This window comes from Arthrobacter sp. KN11-1C, assembly GCF_052180225.1.
Lineage (GTDB): Bacteria > Actinomycetota > Actinomycetes > Actinomycetales > Micrococcaceae > Arthrobacter.
Genome location: NZ_CP197467.1, coordinates 2,794,759 through 2,809,694 on the forward strand (window position 1 = coordinate 2,794,759; position 14,936 = coordinate 2,809,694).

Here is a 14,936-nt window from a genome sequence, read left to right on the forward strand (position 1 = left end):
GGTCTCCGTTGGTACTCGTAATACTGGCCGCGGGAGAATCATGGGACTCCCGGAACGGCATGGGTGGATCGTAAAGTGGCCGGACAGATGCCCAACAAGCTTACTTGGCGAAACTGAGCTACTTGCCGTCCTGGCGTTGTTTGCCGGGCTGGCTACTTGCCGTACTGCGGGAACCGCGCCGGAGTGCCGGTGGACGGCGGGACGTTGTAGGTGCGCAGCACCTGGCCCATGACCGAGCGGAAAATCGGTCCTTGGGTGATGCCGTAGATGTTCCCCTTGGGGCGCTGGACAACCACCTCGACAATGAACCGTGGATTCTCCATGGGAGCCATTCCGATAATGGACGCCGTGTAGCCGTCGAATCCGGGCAGGCCGTCTTCACGGGGCGCCTCGGAGGTTCCGGTCTTGGCACCCACCCGGTAACCGTCGATGCCGGCGTCTTTCACTTCGCCCATCGTGACGTTGCTCTCGAGGATGTCACGGACCTGTTGGGCCGTGTCCGGGGTGACAACCTGCCGGGAATCCTTCGCGGGCACCTTGTTCTCCACTCCGTCGGCTCCCACGTAGCCATCGATCAGCCGCGGTTGGATCATCACGCCGCCGTTGGCCACGCTTTGATAGGCCCGGACTGTCTGGAGCGTCGACTGGGAAACACCCTGGCCGAACAACACGGTGTATTGCTGCCGGTCGTCCCATTGATCCGGCTTGGCGAGGATGCCGGTCGATTCGGCGGGAAGTCCGATGTCCGGAGCTTCGCCGATGCCGAAGCGTGTGAGGTAGTCATAACGCTGCTGCTTGCTCAGGCGGCTGCCGATCATCACGGTACCGGTGTTCATTGAATAGCCGAGGATACCGGCGAGCGTTCTCTGTTCAGTGCCGTGCACGAAGGCATCGGTGAACGTCTGACCGTCAATGGTCAGGGCCGGCGGAATCGTCACGGTGTCCAGCGGGCCGGACTTGCCTTCATTGATGGCGGCCGATGCCGTGATCATTTTCTCGACGGAACCAGGCTCGTAGGCAGCCGTCACGGACCGCACGCCGCGGTCAGCGGCCGCGACCTTCCCTGGGTCGTTGGGGTCGGGAGCGTTCGTGTCCGCCATCGCGATGATGTTGCCGGTCTTGACGTCCTCGACGACGATAGAGCCCCACTCGGCATTGAGCTGGTTGACCTGCGTCTGAATCGCTTGCTGCGCAAAGTACTGGATGTCCGTGTTGAGGGTGAGTTTGACGTCCTGGCCGTTCACGGCGGGTGTCAGCAGGTCGGTCGCCACGGGAATGCGAAGCCCGTCGGCGCCGATTTCGAAGACCCGCTTGCCGTCCTTGCCGCGAAGGAGATCATCTTGGGTCTGCTCAAGGCCGGCCTGGCCCGTGGTGCCGTCCTTGAGGAAGCCGATGACGCCCCCGGCGACGCTCCCGTTGGGATAGACACGCTTGCTGACGCCTTCCGAAACCACCCCGGGGATGTGCAGCTGTGAAATCCGGTCTTCGACGTCCGGCTTCACTTCCTTGGCCACGACGTTGTATTTCTTGACGCCGGTCACCGCCTGGGTGACCTGGTTGACGTCCATCCCCAAGGCGCTGGCAAGTTCCGCAATGCCCTGGGACCTGGAGATCGTGTCGATGGCTTGGGTCTGGGTGTTGAAGCGAGGAAACTGATCGGTGTTCGTATTGACCGTTTGGTCCACCACGATGTCGTAGCGGATCACACTGCTCGCGAGCACCGTGCCGTTGGCGTCAAGGATCTTGCCGCGTTCGGCCGGCAGGATGGTGGTGGTCAGCCTGTTGTTATAGGCCGCCTCGGCAAGGCCTCCGACGTCGAGCCCCTGCACCAGGAACAGCTTGCCCCCGACCACCAACAGCAGGGTCAGCATGATTCCGAGGCCGATGCGCAGGCGCTTCTTCGCCACCGGCGTTCTCTTGTTCTTCGGTTTGCCGGTTTTCTGCACCACGTCGATTCCTTGCTGCTTGCCTTGCTGTTTACCTGAAATCAGGTCGGCTGGACGCTACTGCCCGGGTACTTTCTGCTGTGGAACCGGGACCGAACCACCGTGAAGATCCACAACCGGCGGCTTGGGTGCCGCAGGAACCACGGGCGCCTGCGGTTTGGCCGGCGTCGGGTCGGCCGTCCCGCTGGGTTTGCGGCTGTCGAGCGAATCATTCTTGGCGGGCGCGGAAGGTTGCACGCTGGACTGGCCTGCAACCGCAGGAGCAGCAATGACGGCACCGGGATTCTGTCCCTTGGTTGCCGGCGTGGCTTTACCTGTGACTGTCAGGTTGTCCAAATCGATCTGGCCCGTGGCAGTGGAAGCTACCATTCCCAATTCTGCGGCCTTGGCGGCCAGATTCTGGGGAGCTTGGTAGTTCTGGACCTGCTGTGTCAGATCCTGGTTCTGCTTGTTCAGGGACGCATCGTCGTTCCTGAGCTTCACCAAGTCGTATTGGGCCGTGGAAACCGAGATGTTCAGCACAAGGACCGTCATCAAGGCGGCCGCAAGCACGCCGAAGCAAAAGACGACGAAGGGAGTCCGCCGTCGTCCGGGAACACTCTGCACGAGAGAGAGCGGAGTCCGCGCCTTGCGGGTCGCGTCGCGCTCCGGTCCTCGGGCGGGCAGGGCACGCGCGGTGTTGCCCACAGTGGTCGGCAGGATCTTCGCGGCAGCGGTGCTCATGCTGTTCTCCTCGCTTTGATGCGTTCCACGGCCCGCAGGCGGGCAGATGCCGCACGCGGGTTTTCGGCGATTTCTTCGGGTGTCGGCACTTCCGTGCCCTTGGTCAAGGTCTTGAATTCCGGTTTGTGTTCCTCCAGCTCCACCGGGAAACCGAGCGGGGCCGATGACTTGGACCGGGACTGGAAGACTGACTTGACGATCTTGTCTTCGAGGGAGTGGTAAGACATCACGACGACCCGTCCCCCCATTGCGGAGGCTGAGAGAGCGGCAGGAACAGCTCTCTCCAGGACGTCGAGTTCCTCGTTGACTTCAATCCGCAAGGCCTGGAAAGTCCGCTTGGCCGGGTGCCCACCGGACTTCGCAGCCGCCGCGGGAACAACCCCGCGGATCTGCTCGACGAGTTCGCCGGTGGTGGCGAATGGCTTGGCGGCCCTCGCCGTGACGATGCGGTTGGCGATCCTGCCCGCAAACTTCTCTTCGCCCCACTTGCGGATAATCCGGACCAGGTCTTCTTCGGAGTAGTTGTTGACCACGTCGGCGGCAGTCTGGCCGCGGCTGGTGTCCATCCGCATGTCCAGGGGCGCGTCGTAGGAGTAGGCAAAGCCGCGCTCCCGCTCGTCCAGTTGAAGGGAAGATACGCCAAGGTCCATGAGGATCCCGTGCACCTCGGGGATGCCAAGGTCGGCAAGGACATCTTCGATCTCGTCGTAGACCGCATGGACGAGGTCGGTGCGGGCCGAAAACGGTTGCAGCCGCTCTCCGGCGAGGGCGAGGGCCTCTTCGTCCCGGTCTATCCCGACAAGGTGCAGGTCGGGGAACCGTTGCAGCATCGCTTCGGAGTGGCCGCCCATTCCCAACGTGGCGTCGATGACCACCGGCGTTTCGCCGCGGCTGCGGGCCGCTTCAAAACCGGGGGCCAACAAATTGATGCACCGGTCCTTCAGGACCGGTACATGTCGCTCCGAGGTTGGTTTTGGCGCGTCTTGCTCCTCCATGCGGCCTCCTCAGAGCTGAATTGTTCGTCTGTCCGTCGGGTGGGTCGCTTCTTGAGCCGGATCCCCATCCGCGCCTATCGCAGCGTCTGCCTGGCTCCGGGGAAGGTGAGCCAGGAAAACAATGTGATGGGCGGCTGGAGATCCCGTCCAAGAAGCATTGCTGCTTCCTGTCCCGGTTTCTAAATGAACCCGGGAAGGTTGTCGTCGTCGGTCTCCGAGAAGGCGGCTTCCTTCTCGGCCAGGTACTCGTCCCAAGCCTGGGCATCCCAGATCTCTGCGCGGGTTCCGGCGCCGATGACCGCCAATTCCCGCTCAAGACCTGCGTAGCTCCGGAGCGCCGGCGGAATCGTCACGCGCCCCTGCTTGTCAGGTACCTCGTCAGAGGCTCCGGACAGGAAAACCCGGATGTAGTCACGTGACTGCTTGGAGGAGATAGGGGCCTCCCGCATGGATTCGTGAATACGTTCGAATTCCCGCTGGCTGAAGACGTAGATGCAACGCTCCTGGCCCCTTGTGAGCACCAAGCCGTCAGCAAGTTCCTCGCGGAACTTGGCGGGAAGGATGATCCGGCCCTTTTCGTCCAGACGGGGAGAATGCGTGCCAAGAAACACTGGCCCACCGCCCCCATCCGTAAAGGTGCCCGTACCTGCCCCACGCCGCCACTACCCTCTTACTCGCTCCACTTTACTCCACAAGCCCCCACAGTCAACGCAATCCGGCGTGTTTCTGCCCCACTTTCGAATGCGGGAGCCTGAAAACATAGGGAATCCCGGGGTGGTTGGCGGTGGAGGGGACTTCGCGGGGCGCTGCGGGTAACCGCACGACGGCGGCTCCGGGGTCGCGTGCCCTGGCTCGCGAGGCGCGGCGAACCCGGGGTTAAATGCGAAAAGACCCGATATTCGGGTCTTTTCGCAATCAGGCTTGGGCCTGGTGGTGCAATGTGGAGGACTCGTCATTCGTGAAAGACGAACCCCCGGATGAAGCGCTCTTACTCCTCGCCGCGGCGGCGCTCGTCCCAGCGTTCCTCAAGGTTGCTCATGAACGAGTTCCTAGCCTTACCCGGCTTGGCACTCTTCGACTTACCGCCGGCTGCCCTTCTCAGGGTGGCGAAGTACACGCCGGTGCCCATGACAATGAAGCCCAACACGCCAAGGAAGATGTTCTGCAAGGACACACCCACCAACAACAAGAGAATCCCGGCGATAGTGCCTAGAACGCCAATAACGATGTGCCTGGTCGACCATGAGCGAATGGGGTCAGAGCCCATTGAATTGGCAAACTTCGGATCGTCCTCATGCAGTTGCTTCTCGAGTTGCTCGAGGAGCTTCTGTTCGTGCTCCGATAGGGGCATCGCGACCTCCTTTAGTCGGCCAGCGTCTGGATACGCCGCGGCCGTTGCCTCTGTTCCCTAGAAACGGATGAACCCAAAAAAGGGTTCCCGAAGACCGGGTCTTGTGAACACGGTCTCACGGAACAGACACAACAGAGCAATTTATCCAGACGGTCTAAATCTGTGTATCTCTAGGATAGTTTGTTGGCCGCTGTTCTGAAAGACACGCCGGAGGCGCGTGAGGGGCTCGTTGCCGCCTACGGAGAGCCCGGTTCATCGGGCTCCGCATGCGGTTCCAGAAGTGTCGCCGGAAGCACGGTCTTGTTGCCGAATCGCTCGGTGACACGGTCAAGCGCCTGCTCGGCCGCACGCCAGTTGTCGTCCCTTCGATCGAGGCTCAACTGCAGCGAGGCATGTTCTGCCGGTTCGAGCTGCTCGGCCCTGACTCCAACAAGGCGCACGCTCATGGGCCGCTCCCCCAAGGACGCCAGCAACTGGCTCGCCACCTGATAGATCAGCTGCGCGCTGTCCACCGGCGTATGCATTGTCTTGCTGCGGCTGATGGTCGAAAAATCCGCATACCGCAGCTTCAGCGCTATGGTCCTGGCCACCATTCCCGCTGTCCGCAGCCGTGAAGCGGTCCGGTGGGAGAGCCTGAGCAACTCACGGTGCAGGAGCGCGTCATCCGGGGTGTCAATAGCGAACGTTTCCTCGGAGCCGATGCTCTTTTCGAGGCGCGTGGGCGTGACCGGCCGCGGGTCCAGGCCCATCGACAACCGGTGGACATGCTCTCCCGAAGCTCCGAGGACCTTTTTCAAGGAAGAAAGCGGCGTGGCCGCAACATCGGCCACGGTCCGGATGCCCAGTCTCGCGAGCACATCGGCGGTCTTCGCCCCGACTCCCCACAAGGCGTTTACGGGCAGGCTGTGCAAATAGGCCACCGTCTGTCCGGCCTCAATCAGCAGCAATCCGTCGGGTTTGCAGCGCGTAGAGGCAATTTTGGCAACGAACTTATTGGCGGCAATACCCACCGACGCAGTGATTCCCAGCTCTGACGCAACGCGGCGCCGGATCAAATGGCCGATCTGGAGGGGCGGACCAAGCCTCCGTATCGCGCCGCCAACGTCCAGGAAGGCTTCGTCCACGCTCAACGGTTCCACGAGGTCCGTTATTGATTCGAATATTCCCATCAACTGCCCGGACACCTCGTAGTAGAGGCTGTGGCGGGGCTCGATGATGACCGCCCTGGGGCACATCCGCATGGCGTTGGCCATGGGCATCGCAGACTTCACGCCCAGCGCGCGCGCTTCGTAGGAAGCGGACAGGACAACCGAGCGATCCACCGGGAAGCCCACAATGACGGGCTTTCCCTTGAGTTCGGGCCGGGTGCGCAATTCCACCGAGACAAAAAAGGCATCCATGTCCACGTGGAGGATGCTGGTGCGCCTCAGTTCCCGCAGAGCAGCGGGATCCGGGGCGACTTCCTGGCGGGGTCCCGGCCCGTTGTCCTCTGCTTGTGGTCTCACAGGGAAATCCTATGCCGCGGCACTGGTTACTGGACGCCGCGTCCGGCGTCCTAAACTGGAGGCAGCATCCGGCGTCGTCCCCAGGAGGAAATCCCTGTGAAGCTCTTTGGAAAGCCTCAACCCGTCAGCCTGGCCCTGTTGGCCACGGGCGTCGCGTTGACCATATCGGCTTGCGGGTCGTCCCCGGCAAGCACGGCATCCCAAGGGGCGGCGCCAACATCGTCAGGGGCGGTCACTGCCTCGGCAAGTCCGGCGCCGGCTACTACGTCCACACCCGCCGCCGGAGCTTCGGCGACGGTCGGCGCCCTGGTCCCTGGATTCCCGCAGCAGCTGATTCCCTTGATGCCCCAGGCGGCGGTCGAATCCAGCAGCTTCGACAAGAACTCCTCCCCGGCATCGGTGGCCTTGGTCGGCACTGTTTCGTCCCCGTCGGACGCAGTCGTGGCCTTTTATACCTCTGCGCTCACCGCGCAGGGCTTCAAGGAAGTTCCCGGCAACACTGTGGGAAGTATCAAATCAAAGGACTTCCTTCGCGGCGACAATGAAACCGTGAATATCTCGGTGGTGGAAACCGCAGGCAAATCCACGTTCACCATCGGCGCCAACGTGGCCGCCGGGTCGATCAAGTGACCACGGAGAACCTCGGCTCGGAACAAAGCCGTTTCGTGGCCGATGTCGCCGCCAGACTCAACGGCTTCCTCGGGATGCAGCAGGAAACCATGGCCACCATCTCCCCCGACGTGGCTCCCCTCATGGGTTCGATCTCGAGCCTTGTGACAGGTGGCAAACGGCTCCGGGCCCTGATGTGTTACTGGGGGTGGCGCGGCGCCGGAGGCGAGTCCGCACATCCGGACATCATCACAGCCGGCTGCGCCTTGGAACTCTTTCAGGCGGCAGCCCTGATCCACGATGACATCATCGACCGCTCTGACACGCGGCGCGGAGGCCCCAGCGTCCACAAGCGGTTCAGCCAGCTCCATGAGGGCGAAGGCTGGGCCTTGGACAGCGAACGGTTCGGTCATGCGGCCGCGATTCTCACGGGAGACCTGTGCCTGTCCTTCAGCGAGGAGGCCTTCACGGAGATTGGCGGCCGGGCCGCCTCCGGTACACCCGCGCGACGGATCTTCAACCTGATGCGTGCCGAGGTCATGGCCGGCCAATACCTGGACATCCTGGAGGAAGTCGCCGGCCCGGTCCGGGACCGCGCAGGCGCCGTCCACCGTGCCCAGTCCATCATCCGTTTCAAGTCGGCGAAGTATTCGACCGAACACCCCTTGGCCCTTGGAGGCGCCCTGGCCGGTGCCAGCGAAGAACTCCTGCAAGGCTATTCAGCCTTCGCGTTGCCATTGGGTGAGGCCTTCCAGCTGCGCGACGACGTCCTGGGAGTGTTCGGAGACCCCGGAACCACCGGGAAGCCCGCTGGAGATGACCTACGCGAGGGCAAACGGACCGTGCTGGTGGGCTTCGCCATCAACCAGGCCGGTGCCGCTGATTCGAAGTACATCGATACCATGCTCGGAAGGCAGGACCTTGGCGAGGCCGAGGTTGCCGAGATCAGGCGGATCATTGTGGATTGCGGAGCGCTCGAAGCCACGGAATCGATGATCGAAGAATTGAGCAACGAGGCTTTCGAGGCGTTGGAACGCCTCCCCCTGGCCGAACTCCCGCTGACCGCACTCAGGCAGTTGGCCGAAGCCGCCGTGAGCCGCGCCGCGTGAAATCTTGGATAAATCCAGGTTAAGGGCAGCCTGAATACCCGGCTTAAATACAGTGGTGGCGATCAGCTTGCTGATCGCCACCACTGTATTTAAGGCAGGATTCCCTTACCAGGCGAGCGATTGGGCCCTGCGTCGGATTTCTGTTTTGCGACCTTCACGGAGCGCATCGACAGGGCGGCCACGCAGCGACTCATCCGGGGTGAAGAGCCACACAATGAGCTCCTCATCCGTGTACCCGGCATCGCCAAGCACTGCGATGGTGCCTTTCAGGCTATCCACCACATGACCGTCCTGGATAAAGAGGGCAGGAATCGAACGGATATTGCGTTCGCCCACTCTCACAGCCACCACTGCACGCTCATCCAGAAGACCGTGGACCTTGGTGATTGAAACGTTCAGCAGCTCTGCCACATCGGGCAGCGGCAGCCATTCGGAAACGAGGCTTTCTACATTACTCACGGATCAAGATTGCCACGCCCTCGCGCTTTGCGCCTAGCCAGACGGACAGCAGGGGCCGAATTTGTGCCTTCGAATTGCCCAAGAATCGAATGCACAGTGATTTCTTGTGCGGAATCGAAAAATGTGAGAGATTCACATTGATCACATTTGCATCACTACTCACTTTAGTAACACTGGCAACAGCGGCATTCCCAACGTCCGCTGCTGAGATGAGGATTGCTCCCATGACGACGCCCCGCTCGCCCAAGAAGACAACGAGCATGCCCATAATTGCGGCCACCACAGCGGCGCTGCCCGCCGTCATGCTCTCTTCACTGGCGCTCGCCCAACCGGCAACCGCGCTTCCGGCGGTACAAACCCAGAAGATTCCCGCATCATTGGCTGCGGCCATGCAAGCCCAGGCTCAGGCCTCGGCCGTGCCCGCAAACGTCATTCCCGCGTCCGCGGTTGCCGCGACCATTCCGGCCGCCATGCAGCCCATGGCACCCGCGGCTCCGGCCACGTACACCATCGTCCGGGGCGATACCATCAGCGGCATCGCGGCCCGCTACGGGTTGAACACCAACACCGTCCTGCAGCTCAATGGGCTCTCGGCCAACACCATCATCTACCCGGGACAGCAGATCAAGTTGTCCGATTCCGCGGCTGCTCCAAGCGCGCCGGCGCCCGCACCAAGGCCGGCACCCGGCCCGGCGCCGTCGTCGTCGGCTGCCAGCTACACGGTGGTCCCCGGGGACACCCTGGGCGGCATTGCCGCCCGCCACGGCGTCGCGCTGTCCGACGTCTTCACTTGGAACGGCCTCAATGGCCGGTCCATCATCTACCCGGGACAGAAGATCAGGGTGAGCGCGGGAACGAGCGCACCGGCGCCCGCGGCTCCGGCCCCGGCGGCTCCCGCCCGCCCTGCGGCGCCGGCGGCACCTGCGCTTGCCAATACCGGCTCGTACACCATCAAATCGGGCGACACCCTGGGCGGCATCGCGAACCGCCTTGGCGTGTCCCTGTCCTCGCTGCTGACGGCCAACAAGCTGTCGATGAGCACCATCATCTATCCGGGGCAGAAGCTCGCCATTCCTGGCGCTCCCGCGGCACCGGCACCGGCTCCGGCTCCCGTCAGCACCCCCCTGGTCCCGAGCACGTTCCTGGGCTACACCTACCCGGAGGCCGTGGTCAGCTCAGCCAACGCGAACAAGGCCCTGCTCAACGCATCCCCGGTCCCCAGCACCGCCCAGATGAAGGGCATCGTGGCTGACACCGCCCGCCGGATGGGAGTGGACCCGTCGTTGGCCATGGCATTCGCCTACCAGGAGTCGGGCTTCAACCAGCGTGCGGTCTCTCCCGCCAACGCCATCGGCACGATGCAGGTGATTCCCTCGTCAGGTGAATGGGCTTCCCAACTGGTGGGACGCAAGCTCAACATCCTGGACCCCTATGACAACGTCACCGCCGGCGTCGCCATCATCCGGGCCCTCGTCAACACGAGCAAGGACCTGCCCACCGCCATCGCAGGCTACTACCAGGGCCAGTACTCGGTGAGCAAGCACGGCATGTACGACGACACCAAGGCCTACGTCGCATCGATCCTTGCCCTGAAGAAGAACTTCAGCTAAAATCACATCGCATAACCCGGGCCCGGATCGCATGTCGATTCGGGCCCGTGTTTTTGCTCAACTAGGATCGTAGGGTGCAGGAACAAGTTTCGGACCATCTCCTTGGATCCCTCGTGGACGGGCGCTACCTGGTGCGATCGCGCCTTGCAGGCGGCGGAATGTCAACCGTCTATCTCGCCACCGACGAGCGGCTCGATCGCGACGTGGCGCTCAAAGTGCTGCATCCGCACCTGGCCAACGACCAGAATTTCCTGGACCGCCTGCAACGCGAGGCCCGGGCCGCGGCGAGCCTTTCCCACCCGCACGTCGTGGGGGTCCTCGACCAGGGACAGGACGGCCACATTGCGTACATCGTCATGGAGTACATCAAGGGCCACACCCTGCGGGACGTCCTCAACGAGAAGGCAGCGCTTCCGCCCCGGCTGGCCTTTGCACTGATCGATCCTGTCATTGAAGGGCTCGCCGCGGCCCACTCGGCGGGGCTGATACACCGCGACGTGAAACCGGAGAATGTCCTCATCGCCGACGACGGCCGCATCAAAGTGGGCGATTTCGGCCTGGCCCGTGCGGTCACCGCGACAACCAGCACCGGTGCCCTGATCGGCACCGTCGCGTATTTGGCTCCCGAGCTCGTCCTCGGCAAGCCCGCCGACGCCCGGAGCGACATCTACTCCACAGGCATCATGCTTTACGAAATGCTGACCGGCGGCCAACCCTATGCGGGCGAGGTTCCCATCCAGGTGGCCTACCAGCACGTCAATTCGGCCGTCGCTCCGCCGTCGCTCGCTGTGCCCGGACTTGCCGGAGACGTGGACGAGCTCGTCCAGTGGTGCACCGCGAAGGAACCCGAAGAGCGGCCAGTGGACGCTTCGGCACTGTTGTCGGAACTGCGGCACATCCGTACAACGTTGAGCGACGCGCAACTGGACATCAACCCGCCTGCTGCCAAGGCGGCAATTCCGGAAGGCCACCAAGATGCGGCCGGGGCAACCGCCGTCGTCGCGCCTTTCCACGCCGCACGCACGGAGCCGCTCGAACGGATCGGCCGCCCGACGGAGATCATCTCCAACCAGCGCAATCCAACCACTGTGCTTCCACCGTCGCGATTCTCCCCCGGCGCCACGGCATTCGACATGCAGGTGCCGCAGGACCGGGAGCCCGGGGCCCCGGACGAAGCCCCGGCGAGCAAACGCGACGTCAAACGGATGGCGCGCCAAGAAGAGAAGGACCGCGTCCGGGCCGCGGCCACGCCGTCGCGCTCTTTGCGTGAAGGCAACCCGCGCCGCCGGGCGGTGATCTGGACGATTGTGGTGATTGTCCTGGCGATCCTGGCCACCGCGGCAGGCTGGTTCTTCGGGATGGGGCCCGGCTCGCCCGGAACCATTCCGGACACCAAGAACAAGACAGTGGCGGAGGCACAGCAACTGCTCAGAACCGCCGGCTTCCAATCCGAGCCCAAGGACGTGTACGACGACGACGTCACGGCCGGTTTGGCGGTGGGAACGGAGCCCGCGTCCGGCCAGGTGGTCCGGAAGTTCCAGGCGGTGTCGCTGTTCGTCTCGAAGGGCCCACAGTTGTTTCCGCTTGCGTCGATGTCGGGATTGACACTCGACCAGGCAAAGAATGCCCTGGGCGTGGCCGGGATGGCACTCGGCCAAGTCACCGGGCAGTATGACGACAAAGTGCCTTCAGGCTCGATCATCTCCCAGTCCCCGCCGCAGGACACCGCCGTCCGCCACGGTACGCCAGTGGCGCTCGTCGTCTCCAAGGGACCGCAGCCCCTCCCCGTTCCCGATGTCCGGGGCATGAACCAGCAAGAAGCCGTCCAGGCGATCAGCGACGCCGGATTGACCGCGAAAATTGCGCCGGAACCCGTCAATGACAAGAAGGTCCCAGCAGGCGCCGTGGTCAGCCAGAGCCCCGCCAACGGCACTCTGGTCCGCGGTGACTCCGTCACGTTGACCCTGTCCAAGGGCCCGAAAATGGTGCATGTCCCCAACTTCATCGGCAAGCAGGCAGACGCCGCCCGCAAAGCCCTGGAGTCGCTCGGATTCGACGTCAAGGTCAACAACATCCTGGGTGGCTTCTTCGGGACCGTCCGTGACCAGAACCCCGTGGACAGCGATGCGCCGGAGGGTTCCGTCGTCACCTTGACAGTGGTGTAGGACGCACGCAGACAGGAAAGGCGATCCGGAATATTCCGGATCGCCTTTCCTGTATGCCGTGCACGTCGGGACTACCGCTTGGTGAGCGCCCCGGCTACGAGGAAGGCCATCTCGAGGGACTGCATGTGGTTCAGGCGGGGGTCGCACACCGACTCGTAGCGGTCCAGGAAAGCGTCCTGGTCAATGGGATCGGCGCCACCGAGGCATTCCGCGACGTCGTCGCCGGTCATTTCCATGTGCAGGCCACCCGGTACCGTGCCCAGGGCGTGGTGGACTTCGAAGAAGCCGCGGACTTCGTCCACGACGTCGTCGAAGTTGCGGGTCTTGTACCCGTTGGGCGAGGTGACCGTGTTCCCGTGCATCGGGTCCGTGACCCAGAGAACCTGGGCGCCCGAGGCAGTGACCTTCTCGACGACGGCGGGCAGCTTCTCGCGGATGTTCTTGGAGCCCATCCGGGTGATGAAGGTGAGGCGGCCAGGCTCGCGGTTCGGGTCCAGCTTGTCAATGAGCCGCAGCGCATCGTCCCCGGAGGTCCCGGGACCGAGCTTGACGCCGATGGGATTGCGCACGCGGGACAGGAAGTCCACATGCGCGTGGTCAAGCTCGCGCGTGCGCTCACCGATCCAGAGGAAGTGCCCTGAGGTGTCGTACGGAAGCCCCGTGCGGGAGTCGATGCGGGTCAGGGCTCGCTCGTAGTCGAGCAGCAATGCCTCGTGGCTCGCGAAGAACTCCACGCGCTTGAGGGCTTCGAAATCGGCACCGCAGGATGCCATGAATTTGATGGCTCGGTCGATGTCCCGCGCCAGGGACTCGTAGCGGGCATGGGCGGGGTTTTCGGTGAAGCCCTTGTTCCAGAGGTGCACCAGGCGAAGATCGGCGAACCCACCCTGCGTGAAGGCGCGGATGAGGTTCAGCGTGGAAGCCGAGGTGTGGTAGGCCTTCAGCATGCGGCCGGCATCGTGGGCTCGGGATTCCGGGGTGAAATCGTAGCCGTTGACGATGTCGCCGCGGTAGGCGGGCAAGGTCACGCCGTCGCGGGTTTCGTCGTTCGACGAGCGGGGCTTGGCGAACTGGCCGGCCATGCGGCCCATCTTGATGACCGGCATGGCCGCACCGTAGGTGAGGACAACGGCCATCTGCAGGATGGTGCGGACCCGGGCACTGATCTTGTCGGCCGTGGCGTCCTCGAAAGTCTCGGCACAGTCGCCGCCCTGCAACAGGAATGCCTTGCCCTGGGCCGCAGCCGCCAGACGCTCGCGCAAAATGTCCACTTCGCCGGCGAAGACCAGCGGCGGAAGCACGGAGAGTTCTTTGACGGAGGCATCGAAGACACCCCTGTCGGTCCAGGTGGGTTGCTGCGAGATAGGCAGCTGGCGCCAATCGTCCAAGCCGGGATAGTTCGCCGCGCCGCTTTGCGCGGTGCTGGTCAGGGGGCTGCCCAGGGAACTGGTCAAGGGGCTCGTCACGGACGGTGCGGGGTTCGCGGATAGCTCAGTCACTCTCCAAGACTAGTTGCCTTGCCCGCTGTTCGGGGCAAGGCTTCCGTAACCCTTATTCGACCGCCGTCACACTTTCCCGGCCACCGCGCCGTCGCCGTCCGGCTCCGAACCGTTGCCGGGGAGCCGCCTCCCCTTTTCACCGCCGTCGCGTGGATTCCCTTCGTGCCCGCCGGCCGGCTCCGGAAGCTGCCCGGCGAGCCGCTGCTTGACGACGGCGGCGTACTCGTCCACGTATTCCTGCCCGGAGAGCCGCATGAGTTCGTACATGATTTCGTCGGTCACGGCTCGTTGAACGGAATGGTCTTCCTCCTGGCCGTAATACCGGCTGAAGTCCATCGGTTGACCGAAAATGATCCCGATCCGGCGGATATTGGGCAAACGCTTGCCGATGGGCTGGACCTTCTCAGTACCGATCATCGCCACGGGAACAACGGGCACCCGGGTCTGGAGAGCAAGTTTCGCTACCCCGACTTTGCCCCGGTAAAGCCTGGCGTCGGGACTGCGGGTGCCCTCTGGGTAGATGCCCAGCAGTCCGCCGTCGGCCAGGACGTCCCTGCCTGCCTGCAAGGACAGCTCGGACGCGGCCCCGCCCGAACGGTCCATCGGCAACTGGTTGGTGAGCCGGAAGAACAAGGCCGTCAGCCTTCCTTTGAGCCCGGTGCCCGTAAAGTACTCGGACTTGGCAAGGAAACTCACGCGCCGGGGCACCATCACCGGCATGAAAATCGAGTCCGAAAAGGACAAATGGTTCGAAGCGAGAATCGCGGCGCCATCGTGGGGAACATTGTCGAGGCCCTTGACCCAGGGGCGGAACAGCAATTTGAGAAGCGGACCCAAAAAGATCCGCTTCATGACCCAATAGAACACGTTGGTTCCTCTCCGGGGCGGCGTCTGCAAGGCGTCCGGACGGTCCCGGTCCGCATTCAGAAGCCACCCTACTCCAGTGAGAAATGTCCGGAACAGTG

14 protein-coding genes are annotated in these 14,936 nt (G+C 63.4%); 4 read left to right on the forward strand and 10 right to left on the reverse strand.

All coding sequences use genetic code 11. From position 1 onward, the window contains the following. Nucleotides 1-152: 152 nt before the first annotated feature. From ACSBOX_RS13085 to dinB, 6 genes are all read right to left on the reverse strand, one after another. Nucleotides 153-1,949: a peptidoglycan D,D-transpeptidase FtsI family protein gene (locus ACSBOX_RS13085; protein ID WP_442542843.1), complete on the reverse strand. Its 1,797-nt coding sequence runs from the start codon at nt 1,947-1,949 to the stop codon at nt 153-155. A 54-nt stretch (nt 1,950-2,003) separates the two neighbouring features. Beyond that, nucleotides 2,004-2,669, reverse strand: a complete 666-nt coding sequence (locus ACSBOX_RS13090) for a hypothetical protein (RefSeq protein ID WP_442542844.1) — start codon at nt 2,667-2,669, stop codon at nt 2,004-2,006. Next, nucleotides 2,666-3,664: a 16S rRNA (cytosine(1402)-N(4))-methyltransferase RsmH gene (gene rsmH, locus ACSBOX_RS13095; RefSeq protein ID WP_442542845.1), complete on the reverse strand. Its 999-nt coding sequence runs from the start codon at nt 3,662-3,664 to the stop codon at nt 2,666-2,668. The genes ACSBOX_RS13090 and rsmH overlap by 4 nt, the downstream gene beginning before the upstream one ends. Before the next feature lie 179 nt (nt 3,665-3,843). Then, nucleotides 3,844-4,275, reverse strand: coding sequence for a division/cell wall cluster transcriptional repressor MraZ (gene mraZ, locus ACSBOX_RS13100; RefSeq protein WP_059389147.1), 432 nt, complete (start codon nt 4,273-4,275; stop codon nt 3,844-3,846). 377 nt (nt 4,276-4,652) lie between these two features. Then, nucleotides 4,653-5,015, reverse strand: a complete 363-nt coding sequence (locus ACSBOX_RS13105; protein WP_442542846.1) for a DUF3040 domain-containing protein — start codon at nt 5,013-5,015, stop codon at nt 4,653-4,655. Nucleotides 5,016-5,251: 236 nt separating this feature from the next. Then, nucleotides 5,252-6,454: a DNA polymerase IV gene (gene dinB, locus ACSBOX_RS13110; protein ID WP_442546027.1), complete on the reverse strand. Its 1,203-nt coding sequence runs from the start codon at nt 6,452-6,454 to the stop codon at nt 5,252-5,254. 162 nt (nt 6,455-6,616) lie between these two features. On the opposite strand from dinB, the gene ACSBOX_RS13115 reads away from it, so the two are divergent. After that, nucleotides 6,617-7,150: a hypothetical protein gene (locus tag ACSBOX_RS13115; RefSeq protein WP_442542847.1), complete on the forward strand. Its 534-nt coding sequence runs from the start codon at nt 6,617-6,619 to the stop codon at nt 7,148-7,150. 74 nt (nt 7,151-7,224) lie between these two features. Then, nucleotides 7,225-8,238 (forward strand): polyprenyl synthetase family protein, encoded by a 1,014-nt coding sequence (locus ACSBOX_RS13120; protein WP_415987197.1) that lies wholly within the window; start codon nt 7,225-7,227, stop codon nt 8,236-8,238. 105 nt (nt 8,239-8,343) lie between these two features. Here the strand turns inward: ACSBOX_RS13120 and ACSBOX_RS13125 are convergent, their stop codons facing one another. Both ACSBOX_RS13125 and ACSBOX_RS13130 read right to left on the reverse strand, forming a co-directional pair. Beyond that, complete coding sequence (locus ACSBOX_RS13125; RefSeq protein ID WP_059389151.1) at nt 8,344-8,697, reverse strand: Rv2175c family DNA-binding protein; 354 nt, start codon at nt 8,695-8,697, stop codon at nt 8,344-8,346. Next, the gene (locus ACSBOX_RS13130) at nt 8,690-9,088 is read right to left on the reverse strand and encodes a hypothetical protein (RefSeq protein WP_442546097.1); all 399 of its coding nucleotides are present in this window, start codon (nt 9,086-9,088) and stop codon (nt 8,690-8,692) included. The genes ACSBOX_RS13125 and ACSBOX_RS13130 overlap by 8 nt, the downstream gene beginning before the upstream one ends. Between ACSBOX_RS13130 and ACSBOX_RS13135 the strand changes: the two genes are divergently transcribed. Both ACSBOX_RS13135 and pknB read left to right on the forward strand, forming a co-directional pair. Next, nucleotides 9,000-10,307 carry a LysM peptidoglycan-binding domain-containing protein gene (locus tag ACSBOX_RS13135; RefSeq protein WP_442546028.1) on the forward strand — a complete coding sequence of 436 codons (1,308 nt, stop codon included), beginning with the start codon at nt 9,000-9,002 and terminating at the stop codon, nt 10,305-10,307. The two genes, ACSBOX_RS13130 and ACSBOX_RS13135, sit on opposite strands and share 89 nt — an antisense overlap. A gap of 74 nt (nt 10,308-10,381) precedes the next feature. Further along, nucleotides 10,382-12,472, forward strand: coding sequence for a Stk1 family PASTA domain-containing Ser/Thr kinase (gene pknB, locus ACSBOX_RS13140; RefSeq protein ID WP_442542848.1), 2,091 nt, complete (start codon nt 10,382-10,384; stop codon nt 12,470-12,472). Between the two features lie 71 nt (nt 12,473-12,543). Here pknB and ACSBOX_RS13145 read toward each other — a convergent pair whose 3' ends face one another. Further along, nucleotides 12,544-13,971: a class II 3-deoxy-7-phosphoheptulonate synthase gene (locus tag ACSBOX_RS13145; protein WP_442542849.1), complete on the reverse strand. Its 1,428-nt coding sequence runs from the start codon at nt 13,969-13,971 to the stop codon at nt 12,544-12,546. A 66-nt stretch (nt 13,972-14,037) separates the two neighbouring features. After that, the gene (locus ACSBOX_RS13150) at nt 14,038-14,838 is read right to left on the reverse strand and encodes a lysophospholipid acyltransferase family protein (protein WP_442542850.1); all 801 of its coding nucleotides are present in this window, start codon (nt 14,836-14,838) and stop codon (nt 14,038-14,040) included. Nucleotides 14,839-14,936 lie beyond the last annotated feature (98 nt).

What these genes read in the sequence shown, in the direction of transcription:
- ACSBOX_RS13090 (WP_442542844.1), bottom strand. Translation starts at nt 2,669, where the DNA reads ATGAGCACCGCTGCCGCGAAGATCCTGCCGACCACTGTGGGCAACACC.
- ACSBOX_RS13120 (WP_415987197.1), top strand. Translation starts at nt 7,225, where the DNA reads ATGCAGCAGGAAACCATGGCCACCATCTCCCCCGACGTGGCTCCCCTC.
- ACSBOX_RS13105 (WP_442542846.1), bottom strand. Translation starts at nt 5,015, where the DNA reads ATGCCCCTATCGGAGCACGAACAGAAGCTCCTCGAGCAACTCGAGAAG.
- rsmH (WP_442542845.1), bottom strand. Translation starts at nt 3,664, where the DNA reads ATGGAGGAGCAAGACGCGCCAAAACCAACCTCGGAGCGACATGTACCG.
- ACSBOX_RS13130 (WP_442546097.1), bottom strand. Translation starts at nt 9,088, where the DNA reads ATGGCCGCAGCCAATGATGCGGGAATCTTCTGGGTTTGTACCGCCGGA.
- ACSBOX_RS13135 (WP_442546028.1), top strand. Translation starts at nt 9,000, where the DNA reads ATGCTCTCTTCACTGGCGCTCGCCCAACCGGCAACCGCGCTTCCGGCG.